The organism is Actinobaculum sp. 352 (genome assembly GCF_003957265.1).
Taxonomy (GTDB): Bacteria; Actinomycetota; Actinomycetes; order Actinomycetales; family Actinomycetaceae; genus Asp313.
Genome location: NZ_RQSN01000002.1, coordinates 52,957 through 72,206 on the forward strand (window position 1 = coordinate 52,957; position 19,250 = coordinate 72,206).

16 protein-coding genes and 4 tRNA genes are annotated in these 19,250 nt (G+C 61.7%); 4 read left to right on the plus strand and 16 right to left on the minus strand.

What is annotated here, in order from left to right:
* Positions 1-3: 3 nt before the first annotated feature.
* Together secE and EKN07_RS02450 are read right to left on the minus strand one after the other, a co-directional pair.
* Positions 4-249 carry a preprotein translocase subunit SecE gene (gene secE, locus EKN07_RS02445; RefSeq protein WP_108715209.1) on the minus strand — a complete coding sequence of 82 codons (246 nt, stop codon included), beginning with the start codon at positions 247-249 and terminating at the stop codon, positions 4-6.
* A gap of 72 nt (positions 250-321) precedes the next feature.
* A tRNA-Trp gene (locus EKN07_RS02450) sits at positions 322-397 on the minus strand.
* A gap of 401 nt (positions 398-798) precedes the next feature.
* Between EKN07_RS02450 and EKN07_RS02455 the strand changes: the two genes are divergently transcribed.
* Positions 799-2,007, plus strand: coding sequence for a pyridoxal phosphate-dependent aminotransferase (locus EKN07_RS02455; protein WP_126145573.1), 1,209 nt, complete (start codon positions 799-801; stop codon positions 2,005-2,007).
* 181 nt (positions 2,008-2,188) lie between these two features.
* On the opposite strand, the gene EKN07_RS02460 is transcribed toward EKN07_RS02455, so the two are convergent.
* Positions 2,189-3,445: a phosphotransferase gene (locus EKN07_RS02460; RefSeq protein ID WP_126145574.1), complete on the minus strand. Its 1,257-nt coding sequence runs from the start codon at positions 3,443-3,445 to the stop codon at positions 2,189-2,191.
* A gap of 87 nt (positions 3,446-3,532) precedes the next feature.
* Between EKN07_RS02460 and EKN07_RS02465 the strand changes: the two genes are divergently transcribed.
* Entirely contained in the window at positions 3,533-4,546 is a 1,014-nt protein-coding gene (locus tag EKN07_RS02465; RefSeq protein ID WP_108715206.1) for an adenosine deaminase, read from the plus strand.
* Positions 4,547-4,658: 112 nt separating this feature from the next.
* Here EKN07_RS02465 and EKN07_RS02470 read toward each other — a convergent pair whose 3' ends face one another.
* The 6 genes from EKN07_RS02470 to EKN07_RS02495 all read right to left on the minus strand — a co-directional run bounded on the left by EKN07_RS02470 (position 4,659) and on the right by EKN07_RS02495 (position 9,864).
* Positions 4,659-6,911, minus strand: coding sequence for an ExeM/NucH family extracellular endonuclease (locus tag EKN07_RS02470; protein WP_125482422.1), 2,253 nt, complete (start codon positions 6,909-6,911; stop codon positions 4,659-4,661).
* 988 nt (positions 6,912-7,899) lie between these two features.
* On the minus strand, positions 7,900-9,072 hold the full coding sequence (locus EKN07_RS02475; RefSeq protein WP_126145575.1) for a UDP-N-acetylmuramate dehydrogenase: 1,173 nt from the start codon (positions 9,070-9,072) through the stop codon (positions 7,900-7,902).
* 170 nt (positions 9,073-9,242) lie between these two features.
* On the minus strand, positions 9,243-9,413 hold the full coding sequence (gene rpmG, locus EKN07_RS02480; RefSeq protein WP_108715204.1) for a 50S ribosomal protein L33: 171 nt from the start codon (positions 9,411-9,413) through the stop codon (positions 9,243-9,245).
* 47 nt (positions 9,414-9,460) lie between these two features.
* Positions 9,461-9,534: transfer RNA gene (locus tag EKN07_RS02485), tRNA-Met, on the minus strand.
* 65 nt (positions 9,535-9,599) lie between these two features.
* Positions 9,600-9,672 (minus strand) — tRNA-Thr (locus EKN07_RS02490).
* A gap of 110 nt (positions 9,673-9,782) precedes the next feature.
* A tRNA-Tyr gene (locus tag EKN07_RS02495) sits at positions 9,783-9,864 on the minus strand.
* A 148-nt stretch (positions 9,865-10,012) separates the two neighbouring features.
* Between EKN07_RS02495 and EKN07_RS02500 the strand changes: the two genes are divergently transcribed.
* Positions 10,013-10,507, plus strand: coding sequence for a YajQ family cyclic di-GMP-binding protein (locus EKN07_RS02500; protein ID WP_108715203.1), 495 nt, complete (start codon positions 10,013-10,015; stop codon positions 10,505-10,507).
* 48 nt (positions 10,508-10,555) lie between these two features.
* Here EKN07_RS02500 and EKN07_RS02505 read toward each other — a convergent pair whose 3' ends face one another.
* From EKN07_RS02505 to EKN07_RS02535, 7 genes are all read right to left on the minus strand, one after another.
* Positions 10,556-11,938 carry an FAD-dependent oxidoreductase gene (locus EKN07_RS02505; RefSeq protein ID WP_126145576.1) on the minus strand — a complete coding sequence of 461 codons (1,383 nt, stop codon included), beginning with the start codon at positions 11,936-11,938 and terminating at the stop codon, positions 10,556-10,558.
* 189 nt (positions 11,939-12,127) lie between these two features.
* Positions 12,128-12,769: a ribosome-associated translation inhibitor RaiA gene (gene raiA / locus EKN07_RS02510; protein WP_108715201.1), complete on the minus strand. Its 642-nt coding sequence runs from the start codon at positions 12,767-12,769 to the stop codon at positions 12,128-12,130.
* A gap of 130 nt (positions 12,770-12,899) precedes the next feature.
* Positions 12,900-13,814: a hypothetical protein gene (locus EKN07_RS02515; protein WP_126145577.1), complete on the minus strand. Its 915-nt coding sequence runs from the start codon at positions 13,812-13,814 to the stop codon at positions 12,900-12,902.
* Positions 13,815-13,929: 115 nt separating this feature from the next.
* Positions 13,930-15,612 (minus strand): LpqB family beta-propeller domain-containing protein, encoded by a 1,683-nt coding sequence (locus EKN07_RS02520; RefSeq protein ID WP_126145578.1) that lies wholly within the window; start codon positions 15,610-15,612, stop codon positions 13,930-13,932.
* Positions 15,612-17,552, minus strand: coding sequence for an MtrAB system histidine kinase MtrB (mtrB, locus tag EKN07_RS02525; protein ID WP_241228105.1), 1,941 nt, complete (start codon positions 17,550-17,552; stop codon positions 15,612-15,614). The genes EKN07_RS02520 and mtrB overlap by 1 nt, the downstream gene beginning before the upstream one ends.
* The gene (gene mtrA, locus EKN07_RS02530; protein WP_108715195.1) at positions 17,549-18,232 is read right to left on the minus strand and encodes an MtrAB system response regulator MtrA; all 684 of its coding nucleotides are present in this window, start codon (positions 18,230-18,232) and stop codon (positions 17,549-17,551) included. Before mtrA ends, mtrB begins: the two co-directional genes overlap by 4 nt.
* Before the next feature lie 96 nt (positions 18,233-18,328).
* Positions 18,329-18,736 (minus strand): DUF3499 domain-containing protein, encoded by a 408-nt coding sequence (locus EKN07_RS02535; RefSeq protein WP_108715194.1) that lies wholly within the window; start codon positions 18,734-18,736, stop codon positions 18,329-18,331.
* Between the two features lie 69 nt (positions 18,737-18,805).
* Between EKN07_RS02535 and EKN07_RS02540 the strand changes: the two genes are divergently transcribed.
* Positions 18,806-19,240, plus strand: a complete 435-nt coding sequence (locus EKN07_RS02540) for a metallopeptidase family protein (protein WP_108715193.1) — start codon at positions 18,806-18,808, stop codon at positions 19,238-19,240.
* The last annotated feature ends 10 nt before the right edge of the window (positions 19,241-19,250 follow it).

The following is a 19,250-nucleotide window of genomic DNA, read 5'->3' on the forward strand; positions in this document are numbered from 1 at the left end:
GCGTTAACCGAAGATCCAGAAGGTAAGCCGACCGAACGCGGCGTCGAGAATCCCGACGAACACCATCACTAGCGCGATAAACACCATCACCGTGATGAACATGTCGCCGAGTTCACGCCGCGACGGGCGCTGCACCTTACGCAGCTCGCCGAAAATTTGACGGAAGAAGAGCGCGATGCGCGCGACGAGGCCCCGTTTCTTGGCGGAACTAGCCTTCGCAGCGCCACGTGCGCCAGCAACTTCGTTCACATCGCTCCTTCATGTCCTAGCTGGTCATGTCCTCTAGGTAACAAAGGCGGCTCATATTGGAATGAGCCGCCTTGGCAGGGTAGGAGGGACTCGAACCCCCAACCTCCGGTTTTGGAGACCGATGCGCTACCAATTGCGCCACTACCCTATGGGCCGCGGAAAGCCGAAGCCTCGAACATTATGCCCCATGCAGCATCCTTTACGCCAGCGCATACGCCTGCGCGCCACATACTGTAACGCGTATCGCAGCCCGCGAGTGCCATTTCCGCAAGGACCACCACAGACCACCTGCCGCACTCACTCGGTATCTCCGCGCCGCCGTTTCCATAGCGATCACCACTGACGCCGGTCAGGCGTAGCGAGTAGGCCTTCCGTCGTCGAGCCGTTCTCGATGTGAGCGAGACATCTCACATCTTGACACGGGTGTATGGCGATTTGGCGTAATTCTGCTGTTTTGTCGCCAACTGAGGAAGGTGCGTTCCCGGCAGATGCGTCTTCGGATATGAAAGTCGGCCACGACAAATCAGCGAAGCGTGGCACTATGACCGCGTGAGTACTTCGACACCAGGCAGCCGGGTTTCCTCCCGGCTAGCAGCTATTAGTGAGTCAGCTACGCTTGCCGTTGACGCCAAGGCGAAGGCCCTGCGTGCCGCCGGACGTCCGGTCATCGGCTTCGGTGCGGGTGAACCAGACTTCCCCACACCAGACTTCATCGTGGAAGCCGCCATTGCCGCCTGCCGTGATCCGAAGAATCATAAGTACACCCCCGCGAAAGGCTTGCCGGAGCTGCGGGAAGCCATCGCGGCGAAAACACTGCGGGACTCCGGCAACGTCGTCGACCCCAACAATATTCTCGTCACCAACGGCGGAAAGCAGGCAACGTATCAAGCCTTCGCCGCCATCATCGACGAGGGCGATGAAGTGATCCTGCCCGGACCATACTGGACGACATACCCCGAGGCAATCCGTCTGTGCGGCGGTATCCCCGTGCCGGTTTTCGCCACGGTCGACTCACACTACAAGGTGAGCGTGGAAGAACTCGAGGCCGCGCGCACCGCACGGACAAAGGCCGTACTGCTCTGCTCCCCCAGCAACCCAACAGGAGCGGTGTATTCACCGGAGGAGGTCACGCAGATCGGGCGCTGGGCTCATGAATGCGGGATCTGGGTGATCACGGATGAGATCTACGAGAACCTGACCTACGACGGCGCCCGTGCCGGCTATGTTCTCCAAGAGGTCCCTGAACTGGCCGACCGTACCCTGGTGCTGAACGGTGTCGCCAAGACCTACTCGATGACCGGGTGGCGCGTTGGTTGGATGTACGGTCCCGCCGATGCGATTAAGGCGGCCACCAACATGCAGTCCCACACGACGTCGAACGTTGCCAACGTCTCGCAACGCGCTGCGCTTGCGGCGCTGACCGGCCCGCAGGATGTGGTTGACCAGATGCGTGACGCCTTTGCACGGCGGCGGCGCATCATCGTCGACATGCTGCGCGAGATCGATGGGGTAAGCCTGCCGGATCCCGCCGGTGCCTTCTACGTGTACCCCGATGTCAGCGGGCTTTTCGGACGCGACATCAACGGGAGGAGTGCGCGCACTTCAATCGAGCTGGCGAGCCTCATCCTGGAAGAGGCCGATGTTGCCCTGGTTCCCGGTGAAGCCTTCGGACCGTCCGGGTACTTCCGGCTTTCCTACGCTCTTGGCGACGACGACATCGTGGAGGGTATCAACCGCCTACAGCGGCTTTTCGCGTAATCGCGGCCAACATGTGAGGAGACTCGCACCAGGGCCCCGCGCACGGGGCCCGGCTCATCTGGAACGCTTCTTCGCTGAAGGGAACGCACACTGGGCCCGGCGTGTGAAGGTCGTCTATTGCGGCAATCGCCGCGTCCCCATCGCCCTCGGCGACCCGCCGGTTTGCGAGGTGGGCTCATCGTCACTGCACGGGAATGCGGCCGCTCGCCCAGATACGAGCGCGGGTTAACCACGCCTCCGCCGTAGCGAGGCGACCTTCCGCGTCATGTTTCCAAGCCGTGCCATCGACGCGTTTGGCCCCGGCAACCAACGAGAGCACAACCCCCGCCGTTCGGGCACACAAAGACACCGGATCCACCATGCGTTCGCACAGGTTGCGCCACGTCGGCAGATCGCTGGCAACATGCGGATATGAACGCGGTGCCAGATGTGGAAGGACACTCATATGCCCCAGCAGGCATGCCCAGTCATCAACCCGGTGACCCGGACCGAGGGAGTCAATATCGATCAGCCCCGTCACCGCGGACGAGGCGACATCGACGTAAATGTTCGCCTCGTAGAAGTCGCCGTGCACCGGCACCAACGGCCCCGGGTCGCTTGCTGCGAGCAAGTGAGAGACCTCCAACGCGATGGCACGGCAACGGCGCGCCTGTTCCGGTAGCGCGGTCGCTGCGGCGTGGGCGTAGTGCGTCGCCCGCTCCGCCCACGCGGGCCGTTTGGTGAGTGTTAATGCATCCGTCGGCAGGGAGTCGAGCACCGCAGACAGCGCGCCGAGTATCTGCGCCGCCCGGCTTCCCATACCGCGGGAGATCGCATTCGCCAGTGGTTCGCCCTCGGCCCCCGCCACCAGCACAATCCCGGACGGAACATTGAGTAGTAAGGACGGAGCCGCAACTCCGGCGCGTTCCAGCATCATGTGACGTTTAGCAAGCGATTGCGCCTGTGGCGGCCGGAGTACCTTCCCGTAGGATGCCGAACCGTCGATATCCGTAACGCGTACCACCGCGCGGCGAGTGGGCCGGTAGCTCATCAGTTCAATGGACACCGGATGTCCGAGCAGCTGTGCCATACGGGCCGGAGAGCACGCCGTCGGCAGCCCGGGGAGCTCCGGGTCTTCCGGGTAGGTCCATATCGCGACTCTCGTATCACCGGAGCGCAAATGGGTCAGATGGGGTGAGGATGCGTGCGCGAGGCGCGCCGTCGAGGCACATAGGTATTCCTCCTGCCGCTGCCACGTTCCCGCAGCAGACTGCCGGTCAACAGTCACCGTGTACCCCACGGTGACTCCCGCCCCCGGCCGGTGATGAACCGAGTGCACCTGCCACGAGCGCAACACCGCATCTGTGCCCACCGCGCCGCGCAGCATATCCCCCGCCGTACTACCGGTGAGCAGCGCAAGGTCTTCGCCCTCACGCGCGAAGCTGGCTCCGTTCGTCATGACTCAGTTCTACCGTATCGGAGCATTTCTTTCAGGCACTCCGGCGCTCGCGTGCCAGCATGAACACCGAGCCACTATGCTTACGATGTGCGCGATCTCAAGCTTCTTCCTAAGGCCCATCTGCACCTGCATTTCACCGGGTCCATGCGCGTGTCGACCCTGCAAGACATGGCGCACCGCGAACTGATCCGCCTGCCTGACAATCTCACCGATAATGTGGCCCTCCACGTGCCCGCCGACCAGCGGGGTTGGTTCCGTTTTCAGCGGGCCTACGACGCGGCACGAAAGGTTGTTCGCTCCGAGACGGCGATGCGGCGCATTGTGCGCGAGGCCGCCGAGGACGATGCCGCAGAGGGCTCTCGCCGCCTGGAAATCCAAATCGACCCCACATCGTATGCGCCTTTCGTCGGCGGCATCACACCGGCGCTGGAGATCGTCTGTGATGAGGCGCGGCGCGCCAGTCTCGACACCGGCGTGCAAGTTGCCGTGATTGTCGCCGCCTCTCGCATCCGGCACCCACTGGAGGCACGAACACTGGCGCGACTGGCGGTCAAGTACGCCGGTACGGGACCGGGCGACGTCGTCGCCTTCGGCTTGTCCAATGACGAGCGGCGCGGGGAAACATCCGAGTGGAGTTCGGCCTTCAATATCGCCCGACGTGGCGGATTGGCCGCCGTACCGCACGGCGGCGAGCTGCTGGGCCCCGAACATGTACGCGACGTCTTGACCCACCTCAAACCGACGCGCCTGGGACACGGCGTACGCGCGAGTGAGGATCCCTTTCTTGTCGAGGCCATCGTCAATGCGGGCGTGGCCTTCGAGGTGTGCCCCGAATCCAATGTCTCTTTGGGGGTGTACCCGGAAGAAGCACAGGTACCGGTACGCCAACTGATGGACGCGGGTGCCACCATTGCTCTCGGCGCGGATGACCCGTTGCTCTTCCTCTCGCGTTTGAACGACCAGTACGAAATACTGCGGGCAGCAGGATTCAGCGATAGCGAACTCGCCTACCTGGCCGGTACCTCCGTGGACGCCTCACTTGCCGACAACGAATCAAAGGCTCACTGGCACCGGGAGATAGACGCCTGGCTGTGTAACTGACATCCGGAGCACAAGATGAGCCGAACTGTCTCAACGCCAGAGGTATTTTGACGAGGGCCGGGGCGTGTGCCGACTGATACACGCCCCGGCCGCTTGCCGGAAATGAAGGCGCTTAGGCCGCCCGTACCCGTCGCAATCCTGCACCACCCAGTATCAAACCGGCCGCGATCACCACGAATAGCAACACATTTGCGCCGGTCTTGGGTAGGCCACGCTTGCCTGCGTTCTCGGCCTTGACCGAAGGTGTTGCACTCACCGCTGGTTTCGAGCTGCTAGAAGGCGAAGCTTGCGAGCTCGGCTCATTTGAGGGCTGTGCGGTCGGTTCGGTGACCTTCGGCAATTCAAAGCCGACGATTGCCGCGTTGTGGTCCGATGCCCGGAACACGTCATCGGAGTGGTAGTTGGTTCCAGTGTGCATGAAACGGCTGTACTCGAGCGCATTCGACTCGTACGCGTTCGCAGTCCACGTGTCATTGCCCGTCAGGTACTGCATACCCGAATCGGACACCATCACGTGATCAAGGTTGCCGAACATGGAGTTGTAGGAGTAAGTGTACTCATTCCAGTCCGTCGCCGAATGCGATGATGGGAACTTGTTGACATCCATGAGGTCGGCATACCCGGCCGCCACCATCTCCTGAATGGGATCCTCGTAGGAGTATGCGTTGAAGTCGCCAACCAGAAGGGTCACCGCGGCATCGCTGGCCGCGCTCTCCTGCTCTGCAAAGGCTACCAGCGCCTTGGCCTGGCGGGTCCGGTCTCCATTATTACGTCCCGTATCCCAAGCGAGCCCCTTCTCATCACCGGGGTTTTTGTTGTCATCGCCGACGACGGTTCCACCCTTGTAGGTCAGATGATTGTTAATCACGAGGACGTTCTGCCCGGAGTCGCGATGCTTGAATACCTGCGCCAGAGGAGCCCGTGCGTCAGCGGCTGACTGGTACGCCTCGTCGTCTAAGTACTTCGCGTCACCAACAAGTTCGATGGCGGCAGGTTTGTAGATGAAGGCCTGCCGGATCTTATCCTCGCCTCCGTAAACCGGTTGTCCCTTCCCTGTAGGCGGAGAGGGCACATAGCCCCAGCCCTGACTTGGATCTGCCTCATTCAACGCCGTGACCAGGCTCTTAAGAGAGGCGTCAATGTCTTCCTGGAAGAGCCAGTCGTTCTCGATCTCCTGCAGGGCAACCACCTGCGCGCCCTGACCACCGAGAGAATTGATGGCATTGACGATCTTGGCCTCCTGGCGCTTCAGGCCGGCTTCGTCCCAAGCACCGCGACGCGGGCAGTCCCAGTTTCCGGCAACGGGAACGCTCTTATCCCACAGGTTGAGAGTCGGCTGGCAGATACGGTTTCCATCTGCGCCCACTGTTTCGTCGTAGACCCCCAAATCTGAGAAGTAATTCAGCACATTGAAGGTGGCGAGTTTGAAGTTACCGCCGACGTCGGCCGGAGCGTGTTCGCGCACCTCGCTGAACTCAACGAACTCTTGCGCACTGGGCACCGTGAAGGTCGGTTCAATAACAGTCCTGCCGTTAACAGAAGTGACCACTGCCGGAGACTTAAAGGTGACGGTGGCTCCCAGGGTTGGTCCGGGCCTGCCCAGCGCCAGGTAAGGTAATTCCGCCGGCGGTGCAGGCTCGGACGTGTCAGGATACTGCACGTCGAAACGAGCGGCATTGGCATCATCAAGTATGACGTGATGTGCCTCGTTGTATGCCGCCTGTTCGACTGCCTCCGGCGAGCCTGGCAAGCCGGCCTGGGTCGGCTGCAGGTGCGGCCGGTCGCCGTCGGTAAGGCTGAGTTGACCGGTGTAAACGAGGTTGGGGTTACCCACGACGCGATACGTGCCCGCCGGGTTGAATACCATGCTCTCCCGCGACTCCGCGTCCTCGGTGGCCTTCGGCGCCGCCAGCGTCGGAATATCGACCTGATCAAGCAAGTCCTGCCCGGTCCGCTCGACGGTACCATTCGTGGCAATCAGCGTCGTTACATTGCCAATCTCCTGCACCTCGCCCGCCACCGAGAGCTCGTCGCCGACGGCGTAACTGCTCAGGTCCGTACTCAGCTGCACGAAGAGTGCGGAGGAACCGGTGAAGTCCGCCGGTACGTCCGCTGTCTTCATCTGGATGATAAGACCATTGCGCCCGGTCTGCACCGCGGTAACAACACCGCTGGTCGTCACCTTTTGCCCGGCGAGGGGTGAAGAGCTCCCTTCACCCTGGATCTGCGCGATTGTGTATTCTCCCTCCGGCGCCTGAGCATCGTCCGCGATTGCGGGTACTGAGGAGACAAGTCCGCCGACGATCACAGCCAAAGATGAGACTGCCGCCGCCAGCGTGCGTCTGTGGGGTTTTCTCCTGTGCATCTACCTCTCCACTGGTAATTCGAGGCATCTCGGTTGTGACGGTTCCGAGTCTGCCGTGATTATGTCTTGCATCTTCGCGTCACTACATGTGGTTGCGTGCTACCTCACAGGAGCATTCTAAAAGCAAGCTGTAAGAGGGAACAACTTCGCATTGACCAGCGGCTTCACTCGTCCTGCCGACGGGCCGCGCAACGTGTAGTCATTACCGCCAACACCTGCGCGGTAGCACCGCTTGCTGACGAAGATGGTGACACTGGCACCTGGGCGCCGCAACACTGCATGCCCCGCCGCGTGCCACCCGTGCGAGTTCACTACTCAGGAATTGTGTCAAAATCCCGTCCAAACGGCAAATAACTTGATTGGGTCAATATAAGAAGTGGCGGATTTCCGCGGATCTTGTGCCTGAGTTGGACCTCGCAGTTCGCGTTTGGACGGGATTTGGACACCCTCTCCCCACACCGCACCACGTCGTAGGGCCGAGCCCGTCCGCCTCCACGGGATTTGGACACCCTCTCCCCATACCGCACCACCAAAACCGCAGTAACAGCGAAAACGAACCGATGGCATAAGACAAGGCGGGCGGCGATCCACGCATCGCCGCCCGCCTACCACCTCCGGGGCTCTTCCGCAGTGAAGGGGGCTGCGGGGCCGCACAATCAGGTGGCTTATATTCATTTGTCTACGAGGCGCTGCGCGCCTCTGGATCAACACACACAATCCCATCAGCATCCGCCTGGTGGATTCGTCCTGCACACACTCAGGAGACCAATCCCGTGGACCTCGTCCACCGGCTTTCCTGCCGACATCTCTATATAACCAGGCAGTCCTTGGACGACCATCCAACGAAGCTGAAAAACCCCGGGGAATCTCGATCTTCGGCGTGACTCTTGCCACTCCCGGACCCGCACGGTGTCACTCTGCCGCTCCCGGACCCGTGCGTTTCACATCCGCGGCGTTGGCGCCTCACATGTGCCCCGTGTTCGCGTGACTACAGTCCACCGCCCACGAGAACCGGTTCTGGCTCCAAGAGCACCCCGAAGGTACTCTCAACCCCGTCGCGAACCGTGCGTGCCAGGTCGCGTATCTGGGCGGCGCTTGCCCCACCGCGATTCGTGAGGGCGAGGCAGTGTTTCGTCGACAACGCCGCGGGGCCGGGCATGCCAAATCCGCGCCCAAAACCCGCATGGTCGATAAGCCACGCCGCCGAGGACTTGACAGATCCCGCCAGCTGGGGCGATTCCTTGCCCAAGAAGGTGTGCGAAAGGTCGGTCACCGGGAAGCGAGGCGCATCCTCCGGCAGCGCGTCGGCCTGCTCCGCCGTCAGGATCGGATTGGTGAAGAACGAACCGCAAGAATACGTGTCGCGGTCGGCGTCGTCGAGAACCATGCCTTTAGAGCGGCGCAATTCCAGTACCGCAGCCCGCAAATCAGCCGCCGACACGCGCGCTCCCATCTGCACGCCGAGCGCCGCAGCGAGCTGCTTATAGGCCACCGGCGCGCTCAACGAGGCGATTCGCAGCTGGAAGTCCACGGACAGCACAATGTAGCGCGGACTCGGCCCCCACCCGTGCCGCAATGACTCCTTGAGAATGCTGCTGCGATAGGCGAAATGCAGATCGGCCATGGGTATCTCACGTGGACGCCCGATCTGGCGATCCCACACTCGCACCCGTGCGATGGAACTCGCAACCTCTTGTCCGTAGGCACCGATGTTCTGCACCGGCGCAGCTCCGACGGTTCCCGGAATCCCCGACAGGGCTTCCACGCCCATCCATTCGTTCTCAATCGTGTGCACCACGAAGTCGTCCCATGGGGTGCCGCCAAGTACACGCATATTCGCACCCTCACATCCGCCTTCTTGCAAGAGGCGGATATCTCGGCGGGTATCGCGGACGACGACACCGTCAAAAGAGTCATCGGAGGCAAGGATATTGGATCCCCCACCCAGCACAAGCACCGGTACGCCGTCCGCGTCGGCCTGCCGGATCGCCTCGATCACTTCCTCTTCCGTGGTGGCATTGACAACAGTGGCGACGGCACCTCCCACTCCAATAGTGGTCAATTCGTCTAGCGACGTCGCCCCGTCGCGTTGCCGCGTCGAGGGAACCGGCGGAGCAACGTCCGCTGGGGTACCTGAATGCTCTGGGATACTGCAGCTCACAACAAGAGCGTAGCAGTGCCGCAGGCGCGCGTACGATCTGACTGCGCTGAATATCGCGCGACGAAAGATGAACGCCCCGCGGCCTTTGCCGCAGGGCGTGTCGCTTTCAAACCCGTGGGCCGACGCACATGGCTAATGGAAAGTATCCCGGCCTGCGCGCCGCACTGTGCTCAGCGTGTCTCGCGGTGCGTCGTCGACTTATGACACCTCGGGCAGTACTTCTTCAGTTCGAGCCGATCCGGGGTATTCCGGCGGTTCTTACGTGTGATGTAGTTACGTTCCTTGCAGTCCTCACATGCGAGGGTGATCTTCGGGCGAACGTCTGCCGACTTGCTTGCCACTTTCCAACTCCTTGGTCCGTAACGAAGCGGAGAACCGCTTCCTGTTGTAGCGGGGGCGGGGTTTGAACCCGCGACCTCACGATTATGAGTCGTGCGCTCTGACCGACTGAGCTACCCCGCCTCATCCTTCCGACGTCGCGCCAAAATCGGTACATCGTCGACACGCCGACGTGACACCGGCGTTTGAGCCCCGAAAGGGAATCGAACCCTTGACCTTCTCCTTACCATGGAGACGCTCTGCCGACTGAGCTATCGGGGCAGCGCGGACTAGCCTATCAAGAACAACACTCACACACCACATCGGAGCGCTCATGCCGCGTCAATAGCCGCGTGCCTTCCGGCATGGACACGACACAGGGCCATATCCAGTGGCGGGTGCAGGATTCGAACCTGCGAAGCATTACGCGACTGATTTACAGTCAGTTCCCTTTGGCCGCTCGGGAAACCCGCCTCTTGCGCGCTTCAGAACCTCGCCCATGCGGAGAGCTCCAAAAACGTCGCCAGATGAGGTTACCAGCTTCTCCCCGTAGACTGTCAAACTAAGGCGGAGTGGGCCTGCCCACCCGTAACGTGTCAGCAGGAACTCTAAGGAGTAAAACATGGCAGATTCATCCTTCGACGTCGTCTCAGAATATGACCGCCAAGAGGTCGACAACGCCGTCAACCAGACCGCTAAGGAGATCGCACAACGTTACGACTTCAAGGGTGTCGGTGCCTCGGTTGTGCTATCTGGTGAGAGCATCACCATGGCCGCTAGTACGCCGGAGCGGTGCCTGGCCGTTTATGACGTGCTGCAGACCAAACTGGTGCGGCGCGGCGTGTCACTGAAGTCACTCGATGTGGGCGACGGCGAACCGAAACAATCCGGCAAGGAGTACCGACTGACGGGAAATCTGAAGAAGGGCTTGACACAGGAAAACGCGAAGAAACTCTCCAAGCTGGTCCGTGACGAGGGTCCGAAGGGCGTCAAGGTACAGATTCAGGGCGATGAGCTGCGCGTGTCATCAAAATCACGTGATGCACTGCAGGAAACCATCGCCCTGCTCAAGGGAGCCGACGTCGACTGCGCGCTCCAGTTCCAGAACTACCGGTAGCGGGCGGCTCTACTTGCCGATTGCGGGGCTACCGGTAGCCCCGCACCGTCAGTACAGTTTGCCGTCATGCTCTTCGTCGCGCGATACCGCCGTCATAGTGTCGCGCTCAACGACCTTGATGCGTTCGCGTCCCTGCGGCGCTCCCAGTGACTTCTCGTATGCCTCCAGGAGCTCCCAGCCATGCCAGGACGTGTACCGCACGCCGCGCTCGTCAAGCAGCGCGAACATGCCCTCGGCGCCCGTTCCCGGCCCGGTGGCATGTAGTCTATCGGCCGCGGCGTCCTCGAGCAGATTCGCAATAGTCTCCTGCGCATCCGACTTGGTTGAGCCGATAAGCCCGACCGGTCCGCGTTTGACCCAACCGGTGGCGTAGAGGCCGGTGACGGTTTCACCGTTGTCCATGACCCGACCACCGGAATTCGGGATGATATGCCGAATATGGTCGAAGGGCGCCCCGGCCAGCGGCAAAGAGGCATAGCCAATTGCCCGGTAGACGGCCTGCACCGGATAATCGATGAATTCGCCGGTACCGCGCACCGACCCGTCTCCCTGCAACGCCGTGCGCTCCATGCGCACGCCCTCCACGTGGTCTGTACCGAGGATGGCGACCGGTTGCTGCAACATATGGATGTGGATACGCCGGGAGGCCTTAAGATCCTCCGGTTCCTGGAACACCCAGTTGGTCAGTTGATCGACGACTTGCTTGGTCATCTTCGAATCTTCGATGGCTGCCTGAGAACCATCGTCATACTCGAAGTCCTCCGGGTAGACGATTACATCAACATCATGAACCATGCCAAGTTCACGCAACTCCATCGGCGTGAACTTCACCTGCGCCGGTCCACGCCGTCCGAAAATATGCACATCGGTGATCGGAGATTCTCGCAGTCCCGCCTCCACATTTGCCGGAATATCGGTTGGCATCAGGTCATCGGGATGTTTAGCGAGCATGCGCGAGATATCCAATGCGACATTTCCCACGCCGATCACGGCCACTTCTTTTGCCCCGAGCGGCCAGGTGCGCGGATAGTCGGGGTGACCGTCATACCAGGAGACGAAATCCGCGGCGCCGTAGCATTCCGGCAAGTCGGCTCCCGGAATATCGAGTGGCGCGTCCGCATTGGCCCCCGTCGCGATGATGACCGCGTCGTAGTAGGCACGCAGCTCGTCGAGTGTGACGTCCGTTCCTATATCCACGTTCCCGTGCAGGCGGATATCACCGCGCTGCAGCACGTTATACAAGGCGTTAATAATGGCCTTGATACGCGGGTGGTCCGGAGCAACCCCGTAGCGCACCAAGCCGTAGGGCGCCGGAAGCCGCTCGAAAAGATCAATCGATACATCAAGATCGGACTTCGAAAGAATATCCGAGGCGTAAATTCCCGCAGGTCCTGCCCCGACAACAGCCACATTGAGACGGCGATCTGCCACTGTGCTCCCTTCCTCACAAATCCGCTAGCCATCCTAGCGTGACCGGTACTAACTCCCAACGTGCTGTTGTGCACAACGGTCATTTCGCCGCTGCCGATGGACATGCCTGTGGCGGGTGGAATTACGTCCACCCGCCACAGGCGTTGGTCTCACTGTTCACCGCGGCCACGAGGGACCGGCGAGGCGATATCAGTTCGTCCGTGTGTCAAGCCGAATCACACCGTAGGTCCAACCATGGCGGTGGTAGACGGCGCAGGGCTGCCGGGTCTCTTCATCAATGAAAAGGTAGAAGGGATGGCCGACGAGCTCCATCTCGTAAAGTGCTTGATCCACGGACATAGGAGTCGCCTCGTACAGTTTCTGGCGTACGACGACGGGAGAGTCGCCCAGCTGCGTCTCAATTGCCTCGCCAGGCGTCGTCGGAACCGCCAGTTCGGTGGCCGCTTCCGGTTCTACTTCTTCGGGCGTCTTGACGTTGACATCATCGGGGGTCAGCGTCAGAGGCTGCTTAACCTCCGCGCGGCGACGATGATCCTTACGGCGATCCCGTGCACGGCGCAAGCGCTCCAGTAACTTGCCAATCGCTAGATCCAGGGCGCCGTAGCGGTCGGACGCGGAGGCCTCCGCGCGAATCACCGGCCCTTTGTCTCTAACAGTAATCTCAATACGCTCAGATGTTTCCGCCTGAGCCGGGTTCGGCTCATGGGTAACCTCTACCTCGACTCGCTGCGCGCGAGGGGCGAGTTGCTCTACTTTCTGAAGCTTTTCTTCAACATGCACGCGGAACCGGTCAGATACTTCGGCGTTTCGACCCTTGACAATGATTTCCACGATGCCCTCCTCGGGTGGTAAATGGTGACTGTCACATACGTTGATTCGAGTGCCACCTACGTCATAAACCACCTCCTTATGAGCTGCATCGTCCCTGCTAAAAGGACCGACATGTGTTCCTGCTCATATCTTAGGCCACGCCGCCGGTATACGCAGCCCTTGGCGCGCGCAGCACCGAATCACCTTCGCCGCGGCCTCGCGGATCCGAAGCGGCGGCTAGGACTATCGCCCCGATGACGTCAACGGCCATACCCTGAGCGGGTACCCGCTCAGGGCCGCTTTGCCCGCCGGCGAGCGCCGCGTAAGCCTGGTCGCAGCCGCTGTCGACGGGCATGTACCGCAGCGCCTCCCAGCATCCGGCAAGAGTCGCCCCGGTGGTGACGACGTCGTCGACAAGCAGCACCGGTACACCTCGCAGACCGCCGCTCCCGATGCCGATACCCCGCGTCTTCTGCCGTCTCCCGGTCAGTAGCCCGTCCCCTCGCTGTTGACCGGCATCTAGAACATCACATACGCAGGCGTCAATGCCTGCATCACGCAACCCGGAAACAACTGCGGCAGCCATATGCCCGGCCACGAAAAGACCATCGCGTTTTCGGCGTGGCCGCGAGGGCGCCGGCACCACATCGATAGCCGGGAAGTGATCTGCCATCATCTGCGCCAGCCGAAGTGTGCAGTGCCGGATCATGGCACCAATAGCGCGCGTGAGGTCCCGATTAATCGCGTTCTTCCAACTGATAATCACCCGGCGCCGCGTGCCCGTGTACTCCCCCAGGCTCCACACCGCAAACAACGGTACGGGATCTCCGGGCCACAGGAGACCGCGCACCGCGCAGTCGGCCGGTCTGATGTACTGAAGGTAAGGAGTCCGAGCGGCGACATCCTGCCATTGCCCGCATAGTTCTCGCGTACACTCCCCACACAGCACGGTATCCCACGCTCCACATCCCGCACAGGAACGAGGAAAGATGAGGTCCCCGAGGTCCGCGAAGACCCGGAGTACCCCCGCCGCCGCTCGGGAGAGGGGAATACTTGTGATCTCCATACAGAGAGCGTCGCACGAGCACCGGACCAAGTGCGCCGGAAATCCACAACCCCGCTTGCCTGGGTGCGTCCGAGCCTTTGAGTGGCGTTTCCTGGGCGAGCCGTCCACCGCCCCGCTAGCCGGGGTACGCCACCGCGGACACCTCGGTAGCAATCGAGCGCCAGCTACCACCGTCATACCCGTACGCATTACCCTTGTCAGTCAGTACGGTGATTGACGATTCATCGCGGCCCGCCGTCAATCGAATGGTGCCGGTGTACGGCGCGGCGATACGGCTCATCGGTCCGCCGATCTCCACCGAATACAGGCTGGTCTCCGAACCTGCGGCCGTTTTGCCCAAAACTACGAGAGTAACGGGCCCTATCCACGCCAGTTCCGTGACGTCGGCCAGCCGCTGACCCACGGTCACAGGATCGCCCAACGCTGTCGGCACGCCCTGGCCATCGCGAGTGATTGATGCGACATAGACCGTTGCTTCCCCGCCCACATCGCACACGACGACGATGCGCGTCCCCTCACGTGAAACCGCGATATCACGCACATTGACCCCACCAAGCCATCCGGCTTGCAGCTGCGCCACGGCGCCGTCGTTCTCCAGAACGACCAAGGAGCCACTGTTCGCCGTCTCGCCCGTCCACACCCAGCCGAAGGCATCGAACGACGGCCTGATAAGCAACTCCCCGGAATAGAGCGAATACGCGAAAGCACCGCGCGTGTCGATCCACATGAGGTCCTTCCCCCCGTTCGCCAACGCGGCGTATTGCGTCTGGTCGGCGTCATAGCCAACCGCCAGGTCGCTGAGATCAGCTTCCGGAAGCGCCGGGTTGTCGATCATGGGAACCGCGCTACCGCCGGAGACCTGGGCGGGCAGGCCGTCAGCGAGGACCGAGAGGCTGAAGGAACCGAAGGGATACGCGGAAAGATCGGCGTTCGCATCCGCGCCGAGTGGTGCACCGGCCACTGTGATCTGCACGCTCTGAATATCCGTCGAAGCAGTCAACGTACGCTGAAGTTGGGTTGCGAGCAGTGTCTGCTCGGCATCGCTGGCGGCGAGCACCTCGGTGGAGAGATCAACCGTTGCAACTCCATTAGTGACGTCAACGGCCATTGCCCTCGACGTACCGCTGGGGAAAGCAGTGTGCACACCTCCGGCAAGCCACTGCGAGGGTCCGGCAAGCAGACCATCCACCGCGTTGGTGGCGAAGGTCTTACGCGGATACCACCGCAAATCCGCGACGAGCGCGCTCGAATCGGTAGAAAGGAAGTAGAGCGGAGACTTGACGTAAAGCTGGTCAAAAAGGTGCTCTGAGAACAGGATGCCATCTTCCAGAGAGACGATGCGCCACTGCCCGTCTGCGTTCTTCGCCAGCGAGAAGTCGGTGGTTATCACGGCATCGTTCGCCGATTCCGTGTAGACGCCGGAGCTGGACAGTGAACCAAGCGATCCCACCGTGACCCGTATCGCGCCACTGTCAATGGTGGAGATCTGCGTATTCTGGCTGTCCGAATACACTCTCACCTGCGCTAAAGGGTTCCATTCGGAGGCGGCGCTATCCATCAGATACTGGCGGGCGACAACGAAGTCGTCATCGAGTCCCGCTCGACTGGCGACGAGGAAGCCGCTGACGATCTTCTCCGGATCGTCCCCCTCCCCTGGCGGTTGGGCCGTGAGCCCGATGTCCCCCTCTGCGGTCGGGGATGGGTTGACTTCATGTACTTCACCGGCGCGTGGCAGTGACGAGCAGCCCGCCAGAACAAGCGCGCAGGCGGTCAATAGCGCAATAGCTCGCGAACGCATTATGCCTTACCTCCCGTCTCCGGGACCTTCGGTTCCGGCGGCTCTGTTTCACGGGGAGCATGTGACTGATTCGGCCCGAGATGTGGATCTGCCCCCGGGGTCGGCATCACATCCCGCGTTTCTCCGGCAGCAGCCTCAGGTGCCGACATTGCATCGGGGCGCGGACGCTGCGCCTCACGAGAAACGACACGTATCGAGCCCGTCTCGGAGAGTTCACGTTTCACACGTCCAATTTCTGGGATCAGGGGCGGCGCCCCCTCCTCTGCTCCACGCGTGGTTCCGTCGTCGCCGATGCGCTCCCATAGCGTGTCATCACTCCACGACTCCTCCGCCGCAGCCACGCGCAGCGGGAGCGGGCTGGTCCACGTCTGCCCTACCTCGCGGGGAACGGCAAGTAGGAAGGTTGCACCAAGGCCCAGTTCGCCGGCACACTGCAGGCGACCACCGTGCAGCAGCGCATCCTCGCGTGCAATCGTCAGCCCGAGACCGGTTCCTCCCGATTTGCGGACCCGCGCCGTATCCGCACGCCAGAAGCGGTCGAAGACATGCGCCACCTGGTCGTCAGTCAGGCCGATGCCGTTGTCCGACACTTCAACTGCCACAGCCGTCGACCCCCCTACCACGCGGATGCGCACCGGCCGGGATTCAGCATGCTCCAGGGCATTTACCACCAGATTGCGAACAATCCGTTCGATACGACGCGGCTCTATCTGCGCCGTGGTGTCTCCCTGCGTCTGCATGTATACCACGACGCCATTGGACTGCGCCAACGGCAGCTGCGCGCGAATCGTACGCCGCACGATATCAGCCAGATCGGAGGGTTCAGTGGCCAGAGTCATGGCTCCGGCGTCGAAGCGAGAGATCTCCAATAGGTCGGAGAGCATGGTGTCCAGGTTGATAAGTTGATCGTGCTGAAGTTCGGCGCTGCGGCGCAAGGCCGTCGGCAATTCGTCACGTTTGTCGTAGATTAGTTGTCCGGCCATGCGGATGGTTGTCACCGGCGAGCGTAACTCGTGGGAAACAGCCGATACGAAGTCCTGCTGTACCTTCGACATCCTTTCCAGGCGTGTGAACTGATCCGAAATCGACTGAGCCATCTGGTTGAAGGAGCGCGCCAACTGCGCCAGTTCGTCCTCACCATGCACGCGCATCCGTGCATCGAAGGCACCGTCAGCAAGCTTGCGTGCATTCTGGGAGGCTTCGCGGACCGGATGCAACACAAGCCCGACCACCAGCCAAGTGATCAGCGCCAGAAGAAGAACGAGCACCAGCGCACCGGCCATCAGAATGCCGGTGACCAGCCGCACCGTTTCTTCCTGGTTCTCCAGGGAGTAGGCCACGTAAAACTCGTACTGTCCGGCGCCGGGAAGCTCGAGGGACGCTCCCGCAACGATGCCCGGACTCGTGGAACCGTTATCGTTGGGCAGCGCGACGGATTGCCAGAGCACGCCCGTGGATCCCGGTACCGCCTGCCTCATCTCGGCACTGATCAGCGTGACGATCTGCGTTGATGACTGCGTGGACGGTTCGGCGATCTGGAAGGAGGTCTCATCCTGGTTCGGCGTCCGCAGCAGCGCGGCGCCCACGATCGAACGCACCGGGTCGTACTGGGAGATGATTAGCTCATTGGCAGCCTGTTCAATCTGCCCGGCTGTGAGCACGGTGGTGCCGAAAGTCGATTGCGCGCTTGCCCGCGCCGCCTCGAACTGGTCCACGGCGGAGGTTACCGCGCGGTCGAAGAGTTGGCTGCGTACCTGACTGACGATGACGCTGCCCGCCACGACCATCGAAACGATCCCCGCCAACATCACCAGAGAGACGACTCGTACCGTCACCGAGGACATCCACCATGAGCCGAGCGCGACGATGCGGGAGCGTAGCCCCTCGACGAAGCTCCGCCGCTGGTGGGGCGTATACGGCGCGGACCGGCGCGGACTCACTCCTGAACGGCCCCCGCACGGTAACCGACTCCGCGCACGGTCAAGACGACTTCAGGGTGATCCGGGTCCTTCTCCACCTTCGCACGCAAGCGCTGGATATGAACGTTAACGAGGCGCGTATCCGCCGAAGAGTGCCGGTATCCCCACACCTGTTCCAGCAGTTCTTCGCGGGAGAACACCTGCCAGGGCTTCCGCGCCAGCACGGCAAGCAAATCGAATTCCAGCGGAGTCAGGTGCAAATCCTTGCCCTCGCGCAGCACTTGATGCCCCCGCAGATCCACCGTGAGATCTGCAATCCGTAATGTTTCCGCCTCAGGTTCCTGCCGCCGTAACCGCACCTTCACCCGCGCGATGAGAACCGAGTTCTCGAACGGCTTGGTGACGTAGTCATCAGCACCGGCTTCCAATCCGGCAATCACGTCAACCGAGTCCGTCCGCGCACTCATCATAATGATTGGCACGTCGGATTCTTCCCGAAGCTGCGCGCACACCGCGACACCGTCCAAGCCGGGCAGCATGACGTCCAAAAGCACAAGGTCGGGACGTTCGGCGCGGAACAGTGGCAGAACCTGAAGCCCATTCGCGCACACCGTGACGTCATATCCCTCCGATTCGAGGAGGATGGCCACCATCTCGGAAATGCCGGGATCGTCGTCCACAACGAGAATGCGAGTGCTCATAGAAGTATGTTCTCATGCCGCGCCGACAAATTGGGGATTCACTGGCCGCGATTCGGACCGTCGGCAGCCGAAACTGTATCGCACGCGCCGCGGTGACTAACCCTCCTGTTCGGCTTCGTCGGCCGAGTCCGCCTCCGGCACCAGGCTTAAACGCGCCCGTGGCACTGGATCGGCGGAGATATCCGCCGGCCGACTAACCTCACGCCGAGCGCGCACCGGCGGCGGCACCTCACGGCGCGACGTCTCCCGAATAGCGTCCGCCAAGGCCATCAGATCAGAGTCAGAGGGCGGTGCCGGTTCGAATTCAGTCATCAGACGCACCATCGTCCAGCCGCGTGGGACAGTTACCGACAGCGCGTGATCCGCGCACAGATCAAAGGCTCCTGGCTCTGCGACCGGCGAAAGCGGCCCGATCACGGCGGTTGCGTCGTCGTAACCGTATGTCATCGTTGCCACTGCCGGTTCATGACAGTTTTGACGGGAACACTGACGCACATGACTCACGGCACATAAGGTACCACCGTTGGCGCTTCATGTCCCACCACCGCGCTGTTGTCACGCTAGAGTTGGGGCATGCCTCGCAGTATTATCCCGCAGCGATCCCATGCACGACGGCGCGACCGCCACGGGCGTGGCCTGCGCGGCCCGGTTCTGCCGCCCGAAGCACCCGCGTGGCGTACGCGAGCCGATAGGTTCGACGACTTCATTGCTTTTGACTTGGCAACCTATCGCCGTTTTCTTGGCTCCGACATGGATCACACTGACTTCGGAGTGCTTGATGTACCGGAGGCGGATCCGGCGCCCTGGGAACACGGGGTGCCGCTGGCGCGCTACTTGCCCTTTGAACGGCCTGCCCGCATCACCGGGCGAATTGTGTTTTACCGGCTTCCCATGCTTGCCGCGGCGTCCCGCTCTCCTCACCCACGTCTATTCCTGCACGACGTGATCACCGAGCAATTGGCCTCCGCCTTGGGACGGGCACCCGAAGATATCGACTACCTGCGCTAACCGTAGGCAC